Here is a 15175-nt window from a genome sequence, read left to right as displayed (position 1 = left end):
TCGGGGCGGATTTGAGCGGCGACTTCGGCGCGACGCCCGATGTCCAAGCAGGGCCATCAGGGCCGCGACACAGCGTGTTCTTGAATTGTTCTCGCTGATGATCCATGATCTGGCCATGGTCGCCCCCGCCAATCTCCCAGGTCATCCTCCCGTCCTCGCGCGCGGCCGTGGGGCCAAGTCCAACCGCACCGGTCGTTTCGAGAGCCAGGTTAGTGAAACCTTCGACGACGGTTGGGCCGCAGAGGAGGAGCCGGCCCAGATCGCCACCACGCTGCAGCCGATGAAGTCGCGAAGCATCATCGCCCGCAACGACAGTCCCGACATCGGTTTCGAGGCCTCGATCAATCCCTATCGTGGCTGCAGTCATGGCTGCATCTACTGCTATGCACGCCCGGCCCACGCCTATCTCGGCCACTCGCCAGGCCTGGATTTCGAGACCAAGATCTATTTCAAGCCCGAGGCCGGCAAGCTGCTGGAGCGCGAGCTGTCCAAGAAGGGCTACGCGCCGAAGATCATCCATATCGGCGGCGACACCGATCCCTACCAGCCCGACGAGAAGCAGCTTCGCGTGACCCGGGCGGTAATCGAGACCCTGGGCCGGTTTCGCCACCCGTTCTCGATCATCACCAAGTCGGCGCTGATCACCCGCGACCTGGATTTGCTGGGACCGCTGGGCCAGGCGGGTCTGGCGCGGGCGGCGGTGTCGATCACCAGCCTGGACCACCGGCTGTCACGCAGCATGGAGCCGCGCGCCGCCACGCCCAAGCGCCGGATCGACGCCGTGCGGCAGCTAACGGCGGCGGGCGTGCCGGTCACGGTGATGTTCGCGCCGTCGATCCCGTCGCTGAACGATCACGAGATGGAGGGGGTGCTGGAGGCCGCCGCCGGCGCCGGCGCCACCTCCGCTGGCTACGTGGCCCTGCGCCTGCCGCTGGAGATCAAGGATCTGTTCGAGGAATGGCTGGCCGCCGAGCATCCCGACCGCGCCAAGCGGGTGATGTCGCTGGTCCGCCAGATGCGCGGTGGGGCGGCCTATAGTTCGGAATGGGGCAAGCGGATGACGGGCGAGGGGCCGGTCGCCGAGGTGATGGGCCAGCGGTTCGATCTGGCGAAGAAGCGTTTCGGCTTGACGGGGCGGTTGGGACCGATGGACCTGACCCAGTTCGCCGTGCCGACCAAGGCAGGAGATCAGCTGTCGCTGTTTTGAGGTTGTGCGTCCTTCGAGGCTCGCCTGCGGCTCGCACCTCAGGATGAGGTAAGTAGGTTGCTTTTGAGTTCCTCATCCTGAGGCGCCCGCGCAGCGGGCCTCGAAGGACGCACGGCGCCCCTTGACCTAAGCCCCGCAATCGCCTGAACCAGCCCCATGATCTCCGTCGTCCTGCCCACCCACAACAGCGCCGCGCGCCTGATCCAGGTCCTGACCCTGCTGGTGCCCGCCGCGGTCGATGGCTTGGTCAAGACCGTGATCTTCGCCGACGCCGGCTCCACCGACGCCACCCTCGACATCGCCGAGGACAGCGGCGCGCGGGTGGTCACGGTGCAGGGCGACGCCGGGACACGGCTGGCGGCCGGCTGCGCGGCGGCCACGAGCGCCTGGATCCTGGCCCTCGGGGAGGACCTGACCCTACCGGAAGCCTGGCGCGTGCCCGTCGAGGCGCATCTGGCCGGCGGCGGCGGCAAGCCCGCGTTCGTCGCCGCGCCGGGGCCTCTGGGCCTGCCGGGACGGCCGCTGGCGGTGCTGGTCAAGCTGGAGGCCGTCGAGGCGGCTGGCGGGTTCAAGCCGGGTGGTAATCCCCTAAAGGCCTTACTGAGGCGGCTGAAGCCTAAGGCCCTACGACTCCGGGTGTAGAGGCGGCCGCGAATCCCTCTCTCTTTGAGAGAGGGAGGGGCCCGCCGCCGGAGGCGGTGGGAGGGTGAGAGGTTACACACTCGCCGATCGGAGCACCGTTGGGAGGGCTCCCGCTGTGTCGCAGATCGCTCCATAAAGGAGCGACCCCTCAATTGCAGACTCAACGGTAGAAATCGGGATTTCCCGGCTAACGGTGAAACCTCTCACCCTCACACCGCTCCGTGGCGGCCCTACTGATCCAGCCGAAAATCGATCACCCGAGCCCCGCTGGCCGCCGCGTCCAGGGTCCTCGTCTCGGCCCCCATCAGCTTGCGATAGGTCCAGTACGAGGCCATGACCTTCTCGACATAGTTGCGGGTTTCCAGGGCCGGCAGGCTCTCGATCAACATCAGCGGGTCACAGTCGGCGCCGCCCAGCTGGCCTTGGGCCTTGAGCAGGGCGCCCGGACCGCCATTATAGGCCGCCACGGCGCGGAACAGGTCGGGGCTCTGCAGGCCCCTGTCCATCAGCCAGGTGAAATAGTCCTGGCCGACCCGCAGGTTGAAGCCCGGGTCGAGCAGCGGGCTGTTGTCGGCCAGCAGCTTGTCGTCGCCGGCCGCGCGGGCCGCAGCGATCGGCATCAGCTGCATCAGGCCCACGGCGCCGGAGCCCGACACGGCATAGGGGTCAAAGCGGCTCTCCTGGCGCACCAGGGCGTAGACCATGGCCTTGTCGATGGTGAAGCCGCCCTTGGGCTCCAGCAGGGGCAGGGGATAGTCCTCGCCGCCGACCCGGCCGGCGGGGCGACCCGCATTGAGCGGGGCCTTCTCGTTGAGCGCCAGGGTCAGGGCGGTCCAATCGCCCCGCGCCTTGTCGCTGGCCAGGGAAAGGCCGGCGCGCAGTTCCTGGCCGGCTTCGCTCCAGCGGCCGATCTGGGCCAAGGCGGCGGCGCGGCGGGCGCGGGGATCGGCGGTCAGCAATCGGCCCAGAGAGGCGACGTCCGGGCCGTCGTAGGACACTTTCGTCAGCAGCGCGGCGATCGGGTCGTCCTGGGCCAACTGCTGGCCGGCCATCGACAGCTGGCGGGCGGCGATCATGCCGTAGAAGGTCTGGGGCGCACGGGCTGCGGCGCTCAGCAGGTCCTCGACGTCGCCGGTCTGGCCGTTGGACGCCGCGGAACGCGCCGCCCAGAACGACGCGGCCGAGCGCAGCCACTCGTCCTGCTTGTCGTCATTGGCGACCCGCTCGAAATAGGTGCGGGCCTGGGCATAGGCCTGCAGGCGGAAGGCGGCCAGGCCGGCGATCCAGGGTTCGCCCGCGCCCTGGGCCAGGCTGAGGGCACTCTTCACGTCGCCGGAATAGTAGGCCTCACGCGCTGCACGGGACTTGTCGGCCGGGGCGGGGCCCTTGGCGCTGGCCACGAACAGGGCGGGCGCCCGAGGCGCGGCGACCTTGACCGGCTTGCGCTTGACCGCGAGGGCATAGACCCGGTCGGCCCCGGCCTGATCGCCATAGGCGTCGATCCAACCGGTCAACTCATCGTAGCTGGCGGCATAGGCGCGCGGGTGCATGACCTTGGAAAATTCGAGGCGGCCGGTCAGGCTCTTGTCGCGGGTGTTGGCCAGGGCGGCCTCGGCGGCGTCGAAGTCGCCGTGGTCGGAGGCGGCGAAGGCGGCGCGGTAGTGGCGGGCGTCGCTTTCGGACAGCGGCTCAAGCGACGACGCGTGCGCGCCGAACGCCGCCACGACACCAATCACGAAGGCCGACAAAACGGCCAGAGGGCGAGCTAGAAGCTGCAAAGCGTTTCCGCGCCTGACCTCCGAAGAGGCCCCCCACGCGTCCCCAAAAGCTGGCCGTGTCCAACTGGCCCCCTGAGTCTCTAGTTGGGACGGTGCGGGCGATCAAGCCTCTCACTGAGCATAAGCATGTCGATCCAGGCCTTTTTCTTGGCGGCCGGCTGCCGCAACAGGAACGCCGGATGCAAGGTGGGCAGGGCCGGAAGCTCGGTTCGGCCGTCGCTGGAGGTCCATTCGAACCACCGACCGCGCAGCGACAAAATGCCCTCGTCGCGACTGAGGATGCTCTTGGCCGAGGCTCCGCCGACCAGCAGCAGCATCTTCGGTTGCACCAATTCGATGGCCCTTTCGAGGAACGGCGCGCAGGCGGCCTGTTCTTGGGGGGTCGGCGTGCGGTTTCCCGGCGGCCGCCAGAACACGGTGTTGGTGACGAAGGCGCGGTCCAACAGGCCCGCAGCCTTCAGCATGCGGTCCAATAGCTGGCCCGCCTTGCCGACGAACGGCGCGCCTTGCGCATCCTCGTCGGCGCCAGGCGCTTCGCCAATGACCATCAGGGGGGCGTCAACGGGACCGCGCGACACCACGGCCTGGCGCGCGCCTTGGGTTTTCAGCGGGCAGCCGTCAAACGCGGCGATGGCAGCGGCCAGGGCGGGCAGGTCGTTGCAGGCGCCAGCCAGGGCCTTGGCCTGGGTGACGACCGTGTCGAGGTCCGGCCCGCGTCCGAAGGCTGGCGCGGCGATGGGCGCGACGGCGACGGGGGGCGCGGGCTCGCGACGGGCCCGCAGCATCGCCGCGCCCTCGGCCAGGCGGTCGATCGGTTCGTCGGCGTACGAGGCCTCGACACCCGCATCGGCCCAGAAGGCGAGCAGGCTTTCCACGGCGCGCGGATCGACGGCGAGGTCCATGCCTTCATCTTAGTACGAACTTTCGAACGTCGCCACGGTCACGCCGCGCTGCATCGCAGCAATAGACGCGCGTTTATTCTTGACCACCCCGGCGTCACGTCCCGATAAGCTTCGACTCAAACAGCAAGAACGCGGGCAGCGTGCGCCCGCACGGGAGACCCCATGAGCGAAGAGCTGAGCCCAGAGCTCGAACGCGAGTCGATGGAATATGACGTGGTCATCGTCGGCGGTGGTCCGGCCGGCCTGTCGGCGGCCATCAAGCTGAAGCAAATGGCGGCTGCGGCCGGAACCGAGGTCTCGGTGGCGGTGCTGGAGAAGGGCTCCGAGGTCGGCGCCCACATTCTGTCGGGCGCGGTCATCGACCCCAGGGGCCTGGCCGAGCTGTTCCCCGACTGGAAGGCCTTGGGCGCGCCGCTGGAAACGCCGGTCACCAAGGATGTCTTCCGTGTGCTGGGTCCGTCAGGCGACATCGCCCTGCCGATGTTCGCCCTGCCGCCGTTCATGCACAATGACGGCTGCTACATCGCCTCCCTGGGTAACCTGTCGCGCTGGCTGGCGACCCAGGCCGAGGAACTGGGCGTCGAGATCTATCCGGGGTTCGCGGCCTCCGACACGGTCTGGAATGATGACGGCTCGCTGAAGGGCGTGATCGTCGGCGTGGTGGGCATCGCCAAGGACGGCCGCCACAAGGGCGACTATCAGCCGGGCATGGAGCTGCACGGCAAATATGTGTTCATCGCCGAGGGTGTGCGCGGCTCGCTCGCCAAGCAGCTGATCAACAAGTTCGACCTGGCGGCCGGCAAGTCGCCGCAGAAGTTTGGCCTGGGCATCAAGGAGCTGTGGCAGGTGCCGCCCGAGAAGCACCAGCCGGGCCTGGCCGAGCACACCACGGGCTGGCCTCTGGACCAGACGACCGGCGGCGGCAGCTTCATGTACCATTTCGGCGATAACTACGTGTCCATCGGCTATGTGGTGCACCTGAACTACAAGAACCCCTGGCTGTCGCCGTTCGACGAATTCCAGCGCTTCAAGCACCATCCCTCGGTCAAGCCGCACCTGGAAGGCGGCAAGCGCATCGCCTATGGCGCGCGGGCCATCACCGAGGGCGGTTATCAGTCGGTGCCCAAGCTGACCTTCCCCGGCGGAGCGCTGATCGGCTGCTCGGCCGGCTTCGTCAATGTGCCGCGCATCAAGGGCAGCCACAACGCCATCAAGACCGGCATGTTGGCCGCCGAGGCCGCGTTCGCGGCGCTGGGCGCGGGCCGGGCCAGCGACGAGTTGGTCGCATACCAGACCGCCTATGAGAACTCGTGGGTCGCCAAGGAACTGAAGGTCGTCCGCAACGCCAAGCCGCTGATCGGCAAGCTGGGCACGACCCTCGGCGGCGCGGTCAGCATGTTCGACATGTGGGTGACCCACCTGACCGGCGGCTTCTCGTTCTTCGGCACGATGAAGCACGAGAAGACCGACGCGGAGTCGACGGGCCTGGCCAAGGACTACAAGCCGCTGGTCTATCCCAAGCCGGACGGCGTGATCAGCTTCGACAAACTGAGCTCGGTGTTCATCTCGGCCACCAATCACGAGGAAGACCAGCCGGCCCACCTGAAGCTGAAGGACCCGTCGATCCCGATCGCCGTGAACCTGCCCAAGTACGGCGAACCCGCCCGGCTCTACTGCCCGGCGGGCGTCTATGAGGTGCTCTACAACGAGCAGGGGACCGATCCGCGCTTCCAGATCAACGCCCAGAACTGCGTCCACTGCAAAACCTGCGACATCAAGGATCCGTCGCAGAACATCGTCTGGACCACGCCCGAAGGCGGCGGCGGGCCCAACTATCCGAACATGTAAGCGCAAGGCGCGGTCCGATCGCCCGGACCGCGCCTTTTTCTTAGCGCCATTCTTGCGGCGACGCGGGAAAGCGATGAGGGTGCGGACATGATACGTGTGAAGCTGCTTCTCGCCTTGGTCTCGGTCTCCGCCCTGACTGCCTGCGCCACGACAACACCCGCGCCCACGCTGCGTGGAAAGGTCTCCAGCAGCGCCGGCTGGGGCGAGTCGCGCTCGGCCTATGGTCAGTTCCTGGCCGGCCAAGCCGCCTTGCAAAGCGGGGCCAGCGGTCAGGCCGCCAGCTATTTCGACGAGGCCCTGCAACTGGGCGATGACCCTGGGGTGATCGGCGAACGCGCCTTTACCGCGGCCCTCCTGGCCGGCGACGTTCAACGGGCCGCGACGATCGCGCCCCATGGACCCGACACCAACGAAAACGCCCGGCGCCTGGGCGCCCTGACCCAGGCGATCGATCTGCTGGCCCAGGGCAAGGGGCGCGACGCCAAGGCGCTGTTGCAGGCCCAGACCATCGGCTTTCCGCATCGTCCCGCCGTGGTCCTGCTGGCGCCCTGGCTGGCGGCCGCGACGGGCGATACCGACGGCGCGGTGACTCGCCCGGAACTGCAGGGTGATCGCTTCGTGCAGTTCTTCGGCCAGCTGAGCCAGGCCAAGCTCTATGAGCGGGCCAAGCGCTATGACGAGGCCGAGACCGACTACAAGGCCCTGATGGCGGTGGAGCCCGTGCGGGCCTTGTTCATGCTCGACTACGGCGAGTTCCTGGAACGGCGCAAACGCGCCGCCGACGCCGTGATGCTGTACGACTCGGGCCTCGCCATTGACGCGACCGACCAGGGCCTGATCCGGGCCCGGGCGCGGGCCGTGGCGCGCGGCGGCCCGCCGGCAATGGACACGGTGCGTCAGGGCGCCGCCCACGTGCTGGTGGCCTGCGCGGCCACCTTCGCCAGCGAGCACCAGAGCCAGTTCAGCCTGGCCTATCTGCGCCTGGCCTTGCGGCTGGACCCCAAGCGCGACGACGCCTGGCTGCTGGTCGGCGAGATGCTCGCCCAGGATGATGACGAAACCGGCGCGCGCGAGGCCTATGCCAAGGTGCCGGCGGGCTCGACCCGCTATGTCGCCGCCCAGACCAAGCTGGCCTGGAGCTACCAGACCGCAGGTGACAAGACCAAGGCGATCGCCGTGGCCCAGCAGGCCGCCGCCGCCGCCCCGACCGATCGCGACGCCCAGGTCGGCTATGCCGACGTGCTGCGCGCCAACGAACGCTGGGCAGAAACCGTGGCGGTGCTGGACCCGCTGATCGTCGCCGAGGCCGCCAAGCCCGATTGGCGGCTTCTCTACATGCGCGGCATCGCCCTGGAGCGCGCCAACCGCTGGAGCGACTCCGAACGCGATCTGCGCGCGGCCCTGGCGCTCAGCCCCAACGAGCCCGACCTGCTGAACTATCTGGGCTATTCGTGGATCGACCGCGGCGAACGCCTGCCCGAGGCCATCGCCATGGTCCAGAAGGCCGTCGAGGCCCGGCCGCAGTCGGGCGCGATGCTCGACTCCCTGGGTTGGGGCTATTACCGCCAGGGCGACTTCAAGACCGCCGTGGCCAAGCTGGAACAGGCTGTTGAGCTAGAGCCGGGCGATCCGGACGTCAACGGCCACCTGGGCGACGCCTATTGGCGCATCGGACGCACGGTCGAGGCCCGTTACCAGTGGCAGCGCGTGCTCAGCCTGGAGCCGGACGAGAAGCAGAAGCTGGACGCCGAGGCCAAGCTGAAGAACGGCTTGAACGGTCCACCGGCCAAGATCGCCTCGACGCGGTAGCGCTGCTTCGGCCACGCGGATACATCGGGTTCCGACGATAAAGTCTCTTCAAGGTCCCGCCATGCGCCTCGACGCCTTTGCCCCGGCCAAGGTCAACCTGTTCCTGCATGTCGGCGGCCCCGACGCAGCGGGCTATCATCCGATCTCCAGCCTGATGGTGTTCGCCGATGTCGGCGACACGGTCAGCCTGCAGCCGGCCGACGCTCTGAGCTTTGAGACCACCGGCCGGTTTGGCGGCGACATTCCCGTGGACGATGGCAACCTGGTGGTCCGCGCCGCCACCGCGCTGCGCGCCAAGCTCGGCGGGCCCACACCCCCGTTCCGCCTGCTGCTCGACAAGGCGTTGCCGATCGCCGCCGGTCTGGGTGGCGGCTCCAGCGACGCGGGCGCCGCGCTGCGGCTACTGCGCGACGCCCTGGCGCCGGGCCTCTCCGACGCCGACCTCGAAGCGGTCGCCGGAAGTCTCGGCGCGGACGGCGCGGCCTGCCTGTGGGGCGCGCCGGTCATCGCCCAGGGACGGGGAGAGCGCCTGTCGCCCGCGCCCGTCCTGCCGGCGCTCAACGCCGTGCTGGTCAATCCCTTGATCCCGTCGCCGACCGGCGCGGTCTACCGCGCCTATGACGCCGCCGTGGCGGCGCAGGGCGAGGCCATGCCGCCGCTGCTCGACGGGCTGGAGAGCGTCGAGGAGGTCAGCGCCTGGCTGGCCGGCTATACCCGCAACGACCTGCAGGCGCCCGCCGTCGCCCTGGAGCCGCGCATCGGCCAGGTGCTGGACCTGTTGGCCGACGAGCCCGAGACCCTGCTGGCCAGGATGTCCGGTTCTGGCGCCACCTGTTTCGCGCTGTGCGCTGGCGACATCGAAGCCGAGGGCCTGGCCGAGCGCATCGAACAGATGCGGCCCGACTGGTGGGTCAAGCGCTGCCGCCTCGGCGGGCCGTTCTAGGCTGGGGACATGCGCTTGCGCGTGTCCCCAAAAGCCGCCTTGCCTTTGCTGGGGACACGCACAAGTGCGTGTCCCCAGCCGGGCCGCCCGAAGCGTACCCATCCATAGAAAAGGCCCGGAAGCCGAAGCTTCCGGGCCCTTCTTCTGTCTTTCCGAACCTCAGCCTTAGCTATGGTAGGCGCGTTCGCCGTGCTCGGAGATGTCCAGGCCTTCTTCCTCGGCGTCCGGCGAAGCGCGGATGCCCATGATCAGCTTGATGATCAGGAAGACGATGATCGAGGCGACCAGCGACCAGACGACGGTGACGCCGACGGCCTTTAGTTGCGACATCATCTGGGTTCCCAGGCTGTAGACCGCGTTGTCGCAGGTCGAGATGTCGCCGTCCTTGGCGCAGGTGGTGTAATCGACCACGCCGGCGCCGCCCCAGGCGGGGTTGACCAGCAGGCCGGTAGCCAGGGCGCCGACGATGCCGCCGATGCCGTGGATGCCGAAGGCGTCCAGGCTGTCGTCATACTTGAAGGCGTTCTTCACGACCGAGCAGAAGAAGATGCAGATCGGCGAGACGACCAGGCCCAGGACGATGGCGCCCATCGGGCCGGCGAAACCGGCGGCGGGCGTGACAGCGACCAGGCCGGCCACCAGACCCGAAGCCAGGCCCAGGGCCGACGGCTTCTTCTTGGTGACCCACTCGACGACGATCCAGGACAGACCTGCGGCGGCGGTGGCGACGAAGGTGTTGATCATGGCCAGCGAGGCCAAGCCGTTGGCTTCCAGGTTCGAACCGGCGTTGAAGCCGAACCAACCCACCCACAGCAGACCGGCGCCCACGAGGGTCAGGGTCAGGGAGTGCGGCGGCATCGGTTCCTTGCCGTAGCCCTGGCGCTTGCCCAGGATCAGGGCGCCGACCAGAGCGGCCATGCCGGCATTGATGTGCACCACGGTGCCGCCGGCGAAGTCCAGAGCGCCGAAGCCCCAGCTCAGACCGGCCTTGATCGGGTCGGTCGGGTGCAGGGCGATGGCGTCAGGACCCGGCCACCACCAGACCATGTGGGCGATCGGGTAGTAGGAGAGCAGCGGCCACAGGACGGCGAACACCACCATGGCCGAGAACTTGAAGCGCTCGACCAGCGACCCGACGACCAGGGCGGCGGTGATCGCGGCGAAGGTCGACTGGAAGACGATGTAGGTGAACTCGGGGATCACGACGCCGGTCGAGAAGGTGGCGACCATGCTCGACGGGGTCACGCCCTTCAGGAACAGGCGATCAAGACCGCCGACAAACAGGTCCCACGACCCGCCGCTGGTGAAGGCGAAGCTGTAGCCCCAGAACACCCAGGCCAGGATGCCGATGATGCCGACGGTCGAGACCTGCATCATGGTCGACAGCATGTTCTTCGAGCGGACCAGGCCGCCGTAGAACAGGGCCAGGCCCGGAATGATCATCAGCAGGACGAGCAGGGACGAGACGAGCATCCAGGCGTTGTCGCCCTTGTCCATCTTGTCGGTGATGGTCGCGGCGGCGGCGGGAGCCGGAGCGGCGACTGGCGCGGCGACCGGAGCCGGCGTGGCCTCGGCGGGCGCGGCGGCGGCCGGCGCGGCCTCCTGAGCGAAGGCGACGGCCCCTAGCGGAGCCCCCGCCAGGGTCGCGGCGAGCAACAGTCCGGCCAGCGGTTTGCCAAAAAGCATCTTTGTGATTTTCATCGTTGGTATCCCCTTTTCCCCGATGATTTACAGAGCGGCCGGGCCGGTTTCACCGGTCCGGATGCGAACAGCTTCCTCGACATTGAGGACGAAGATCTTGCCATCGCCGATCTTGCCCGTGGCCGCCGCGGCCTTCACGGCCTCGACCGCCTTGGCCGCCGAAGCGTCGTCGACGACGGCTTCCAGCTTCACCTTGGGCACGAAGTTCACTTGATATTCGGCGCCGCGATAGATCTCGGTTTGGCCCTTCTGACGTCCGTAGCCCTTGACCTCGGACACCGTCAGGCCCTCGACGCCGGCGGCGACTAGCGCCTCCCGGACCTCGTCGAGCTTGAAGGGTTTGACGATCGCTATGATCAGTTTCATCCGCCTTGCTCCGACCCGCCGACTTCGCGGGTTCCCCTTGAATTGGTTTTAGAGCGCGTTGCTCACTTGCACCGCGACGAAGGCTCCTAGGAGCCGCCATCGTTTTCCCCGGCCGATGCACGCTATCGGTCGCGCTTCCGACATCACCGTCGCGCGGTAGGGTTTTGGAAACGAAAGGAAGGCGGCGCCCGAAAATTAGGCGCCGAGAGCGCGGGACGCTTGCAAAGGTGGCGTTTCGGCCGGCGATCCGGCCTCCGATCGGAGCTGTCGCGTTACCCATACAATCAGCGGCTTCAAACCAAATCGCGTCGAGCCCACCGAGCCCGCAGATCACGAGCCCGTGACGGGCGCAACGGAAGGTGGGGCTGGAACGCTGTTCAGGCTGGATTTCCCAGAAGGACGAGCCCGATGTTTATACGTCTTGCTACCGCCACCGCCGCCCTGGCGCTGATGTCCGGTGTTGCCGTGGCCCAGTCCACCGCGCCCCAAGCCATACCGGTCAATCCCGATTCGACCGCAGCCGCCCCGGCCGACCAGACCATGCCCGCCGCCGATCCCTCGGCCGCCACCATGACGCCGACCGATCCGACCGCCACCACCGCGCCCGCCGCGACGGGCATGGCGAGCGACACCGCCGGCCGCGTCTCGTCCATGCCGGCCGAGCAACAGGCGACGCTGAAGGCCGGCGACGCCAACGTCACCTCCAACCCGCCGGTGGCCGACACGCCCGAGAACCGCAAGCTCTACGGCAAGCCGATGTCGAACGCCGGCAAGCGCTCGGCCGCCAAGGGCAACTAGGCCTTTCGAGGGTCTCGAACTCAGCTTGAAGCGAAAGTCGGCGGGCCCTAAGGTCCGCCGACTTTTTTCTGGCCCAGATTCCAGGCGCGTTCGGACCTCATGCCCGCTGAAAAACCCCAAGAAAAGCCCAGGTCTTTCCAAAGCCTGATCCTGACGCTCCATGACTATTGGAGCGCCCAGGGCTGCGTGATCCTGCAACCGCACGACGTCGAGGTGGGCGCCGGCACCCTTCACCCCGCCACAGTCCTGCGCGCCCTCGGTCCCAAGCCGTGGAACGCGGCCTATGTCCAGCCCTCACGGCGTCCGGGCGATGGCCGCTATGGCGAAAACCCCAACCGCCTGCAGCACTATTACCAGTACCAGGTGATCCTCAAGCCGAACCCGCCGAACATGCAGGACCTGTATCTCGGCTCGTTGGAAGCCATCGGCCTCGACCTGCGCATCCACGATATCCGCTTCGTCGAGGACGACTGGGAAAATCCCACCGTCGGGGCCTGGGGCCTGGGCTGGGAAGTCTGGTGCGACGGCATGGAGGTCAGCCAGTACACCTACTTCCAGCAGGTGGGCGGCCTGGACGTCTCGCCGGTGGCCGGTGAGCTGACCTATGGCCTGGAGCGCCTGGCCATGTACGTATTCGGCGTCGACAACGTCTATGACCTGCCGTTCAACGACCCCAACGCGCCCCTGGGTCACCTGACCTATGGCGACGTGTTCCTGGAGAACGAGCGCCAGCAGTCGGAAGCCAATTTCCACGGCTATGACGTGGCGGTGCTCAAGTCGCAGTTCGAGCAGATGGAACAGCAGGCGCCGCTGATGCTGGCCCGCTCCTATCAGGGCAAGTCTCTGGTGCTGCCCGCCTATGACATGGTCCTCAAGGCCAGCCACCTTTTCAACCTGATGAACGCCCGCGGCGCGATCGCCGTCGCCGAGCGCGCCTCCTACATCGGCCGCATCCGCGACCTCTGTAAGATGTGCGCCAGCGCCTGGGTCGAGCAGCAGGAAGCCGCGTAGTCCGATGCCCCAACTCCTTCTCGAACTGTTCTCCGAAGAGATCCCCGCCCGCATGCAGACGCAGGCGGCCCGTGACCTGGAGCGGATGGCGCGCGAGCATCTGGCCGCCGCCGGCTTTTTACCGGAGGCCCTGAAGACCTTCGCCGGCCCCCGCCGCCTGACCCTGGTGGTCGAGGGGCTGCCGATCGCCCAGGCCGACCGCAAGGAAGAGCTGAAGGGCCCCCGCGTCGGCGCTCCGCCCCAGGCCCTGGAAGGCTTCCTGCGCAAGGCGGGCCTGACCCAGGACCAATTGGTGGAGCGCGACGGCGTCTGGATGGCCTTCCTCGAGAAGACCGGCCGCCCGACCCCCGACATCGTCGCCGAGATGGTGGAAGCGATCGTCCGCGGCTTCGCCTGGCCAAAGTCGATGACCTGGGGCAGCGGCAAGCTGCGCTGGGTGCGACCGTTGAAGCGCATCCTGTGCGTCTTCGATCGCGAGATCGTGCCGTTCGCCATCGAGGGTATCGAGAGCGGCGACATCACCGAGGGGCACCGCTTCATGCGCGTTGGCCAAGGCTGGGGCGGCCAGCCGTTCAAGGTTCGCGACTTCGACGAATACGCCAAAGGCTTGCTGGACCACTTCGTCGTGCTCGACGTCGAGGAGCGCAAGGCGCGCATCCTGGAAGGCTGCAAGACGCTCTGCTTCGCGCGTAATCTCGAACTGGTCGAAGACCAGGGACTTCTGGAAGAAGTCGCCGGTCTGGCCGAATGGCCGACCCCGGTGCTGGGCGACATGGACCCGGCGTTCCTCGACCTGCCGGCCGAGGTGATCCGCACCTCGATGCGCACTCACCAGAAGTATTTCGCGGTCCGCGACCCGGCGACCGGCGGCCTGGCCCCGCACTTCATCACCATCGCCAACGTCCAGTCGGCCGACGGCGGCAAGGTGATCGCCGAGGGCAACGCCAAGGTGCTGTCCTCGCGGCTGTCGGACGCCCGGTTCTTCTGGGACGAGGACGTCAAGGTCGGCTTCGCGCCGTGGCTGGAGAAGCTGAACGGCGTGACCTTCCACGCCAAGCTGGGGACCATGGCCGAACGCGTCGAGCGCATCGTCGCCCTGGCCCGCGAGATCGCGCCCCTGGTCGGCGCCGATCCGGACAAGGCCGCCGAGGCCGCGCGACTGGCCAAGGCCGACCTTGTGTCGCAGATGGTCGGCGAGTTCCCCGAACTGCAGGGCCTGATGGGTGGCTACTACGCCCGCGCCGCCGGCCTGGACCCCGAAATCGCCGACGCCATCCGCGACCACTACAAGCCGCAAGGGCCTTCGGACGCCGTCCCGACAGCGCCGCTGAGCGTGGCCGTGGCATTGGCGGACAAGCTGGACACGCTGGTGAGCTTCTGGGCGATCAACGAAGTGCCTACCGGTTCGAAGGATCCTTATGCACTGCGTCGCGCGACGCTTGGGGTGGCACGGCCCGTTATCGAAAACAATGTGCGCCTACCTTTGCGTGTTCTCCTCGCAAAGCATGCTCGTCTCCTCTTCGATCGTGGAGTCGACCCTTCTTTCTGGGAAGGCCATGCCAAGCTAATGGCAGGTCGTGTCGAAGGGCATGAACTCGTCTATGAGCGTGCAGTTGAGACACCGGAAGTCTCGCTTGCGGGACATCTATTAGCGTTCTTCGCTAGCCGCCTGGCAGTGATGCTCCGTGACCAAGGCAAGCGCCACGATCTCGTCGACGCGGTGTTCGCGCCCATAAACGGGAAAGCCGATGACGACCTGGTGCGCATCGTCGCCCGGGTCGAGGCGCTGGACGGGTTCCTCAAGACCGACGACGGCAAGAACCTGCTGGCCGGCTACAAGCGCGCCTCCAACATCCTCAAGGCCGAGGAGAAGAAGGGCTGGAAAGCCGAGGGCGGCCGCGACCTGCTGGACGACGCCTCGGCCCCTGAAGTGCAACTTCACGACGCCCTGCGCCTGGTCGAACCTGCCCTGGCCACGGCCCTGGCGCGCGAGGACTTCACCGCCGCCATGCAGGAACTGGCCGGCCTGCGCGGTCCGGTCGACGCCTTCCTCGACGGCGTGTTCGTCAATTCCGAGGTGGCCGCCGAGCGCGACAACCGGCTGAAGACGCTGGCCGCCGTGCGGGACGCCATGGGCAAGGTGGCCGACTTCTCGCTGGTTGGCGGGTAG

At 67.6% G+C, this 15175-nt stretch carries 12 protein-coding genes and 1 pseudogene; 9 read left to right on the top strand and 4 right to left on the bottom strand.

Features of this window, described 5'->3' with window-relative positions; genetic code table 11:
• Positions 1–115: 115 nt before the first annotated feature.
• From ACP694_RS07985 to ACP694_RS07975, 3 genes and pseudogenes are all read left to right on the top strand, one after another.
• The gene (locus tag ACP694_RS07985; protein WP_426011832.1) at positions 116–1207 is read left to right on the top strand and encodes a PA0069 family radical SAM protein; all 1092 of its coding nucleotides are present in this window, start codon (positions 116–118) and stop codon (positions 1205–1207) included.
• A gap of 24 nt (positions 1208–1231) precedes the next feature.
• Positions 1232–1337: pseudogene (locus ACP694_RS07980) on the top strand (hypothetical protein).
• 26 nt (positions 1338–1363) lie between these two features.
• Positions 1364–1849: a glycosyltransferase gene (locus tag ACP694_RS07975; protein ID WP_426011600.1), complete on the top strand. Its 486-nt coding sequence runs from the start codon at positions 1364–1366 to the stop codon at positions 1847–1849.
• Between the two features lie 230 nt (positions 1850–2079).
• Here the strand turns inward: ACP694_RS07975 and ACP694_RS07970 are convergent, their stop codons facing one another.
• A complete protein-coding gene (locus tag ACP694_RS07970) occupies positions 2080–3627 on the bottom strand; it encodes a lytic transglycosylase domain-containing protein (RefSeq protein ID WP_426011599.1) in 1548 nt (515 codons plus the stop codon).
• An 80-nt stretch (positions 3628–3707) separates the two neighbouring features.
• The gene (locus ACP694_RS07965) at positions 3708–4529 is read right to left on the bottom strand and encodes a uracil-DNA glycosylase (protein WP_426011598.1); all 822 of its coding nucleotides are present in this window, start codon (positions 4527–4529) and stop codon (positions 3708–3710) included.
• A 174-nt stretch (positions 4530–4703) separates the two neighbouring features.
• Here ACP694_RS07965 and ACP694_RS07960 point away from each other — a divergent pair, with 174 nt between their 5' ends.
• From ACP694_RS07960 to ACP694_RS07950, 3 genes are all read left to right on the top strand, one after another.
• Positions 4704–6377: an electron transfer flavoprotein-ubiquinone oxidoreductase gene (locus ACP694_RS07960; RefSeq protein ID WP_426011831.1), complete on the top strand. Its 1674-nt coding sequence runs from the start codon at positions 4704–4706 to the stop codon at positions 6375–6377.
• A gap of 87 nt (positions 6378–6464) precedes the next feature.
• Positions 6465–8186 (top strand): tetratricopeptide repeat protein, encoded by a 1722-nt coding sequence (locus ACP694_RS07955; protein ID WP_426011597.1) that lies wholly within the window; start codon positions 6465–6467, stop codon positions 8184–8186.
• A gap of 61 nt (positions 8187–8247) precedes the next feature.
• Complete coding sequence (locus ACP694_RS07950) at positions 8248–9129, top strand: 4-(cytidine 5'-diphospho)-2-C-methyl-D-erythritol kinase (RefSeq protein WP_426011596.1); 882 nt, start codon at positions 8248–8250, stop codon at positions 9127–9129.
• A gap of 165 nt (positions 9130–9294) precedes the next feature.
• Here the strand turns inward: ACP694_RS07950 and ACP694_RS07945 are convergent, their stop codons facing one another.
• Both ACP694_RS07945 and ACP694_RS07940 read right to left on the bottom strand, forming a co-directional pair.
• On the bottom strand, positions 9295–10830 hold the full coding sequence (locus ACP694_RS07945) for an ammonium transporter (protein ID WP_426011595.1): 1536 nt from the start codon (positions 10828–10830) through the stop codon (positions 9295–9297).
• Positions 10831–10857: 27 nt separating this feature from the next.
• The gene (locus ACP694_RS07940) at positions 10858–11196 is read right to left on the bottom strand and encodes a P-II family nitrogen regulator (RefSeq protein ID WP_007665036.1); all 339 of its coding nucleotides are present in this window, start codon (positions 11194–11196) and stop codon (positions 10858–10860) included.
• Positions 11197–11604: 408 nt separating this feature from the next.
• Between ACP694_RS07940 and ACP694_RS07935 the strand changes: the two genes are divergently transcribed.
• From ACP694_RS07935 to glyS, 3 genes are all read left to right on the top strand, one after another.
• A complete protein-coding gene (locus tag ACP694_RS07935; RefSeq protein WP_426011594.1) occupies positions 11605–11994 on the top strand; it encodes a hypothetical protein in 390 nt (129 codons plus the stop codon).
• A 99-nt stretch (positions 11995–12093) separates the two neighbouring features.
• A complete protein-coding gene (locus tag ACP694_RS07930; protein WP_426011593.1) occupies positions 12094–13005 on the top strand; it encodes a glycine--tRNA ligase subunit alpha in 912 nt (303 codons plus the stop codon).
• A 4-nt stretch (positions 13006–13009) separates the two neighbouring features.
• The gene (gene glyS, locus ACP694_RS07925; protein WP_426011592.1) at positions 13010–15175 is read left to right on the top strand and encodes a glycine--tRNA ligase subunit beta; all 2166 of its coding nucleotides are present in this window, start codon (positions 13010–13012) and stop codon (positions 15173–15175) included.

It is taken from the genome of Caulobacter sp. DWR2-3-1b2, assembly GCF_049896345.1.
Classification (GTDB): Bacteria; Pseudomonadota; Alphaproteobacteria; order Caulobacterales; family Caulobacteraceae; genus Caulobacter.
The sequence above is the reverse complement of the archived record's forward strand: the minus strand, read 5'-3'. Positions and strand labels throughout refer to the sequence as shown.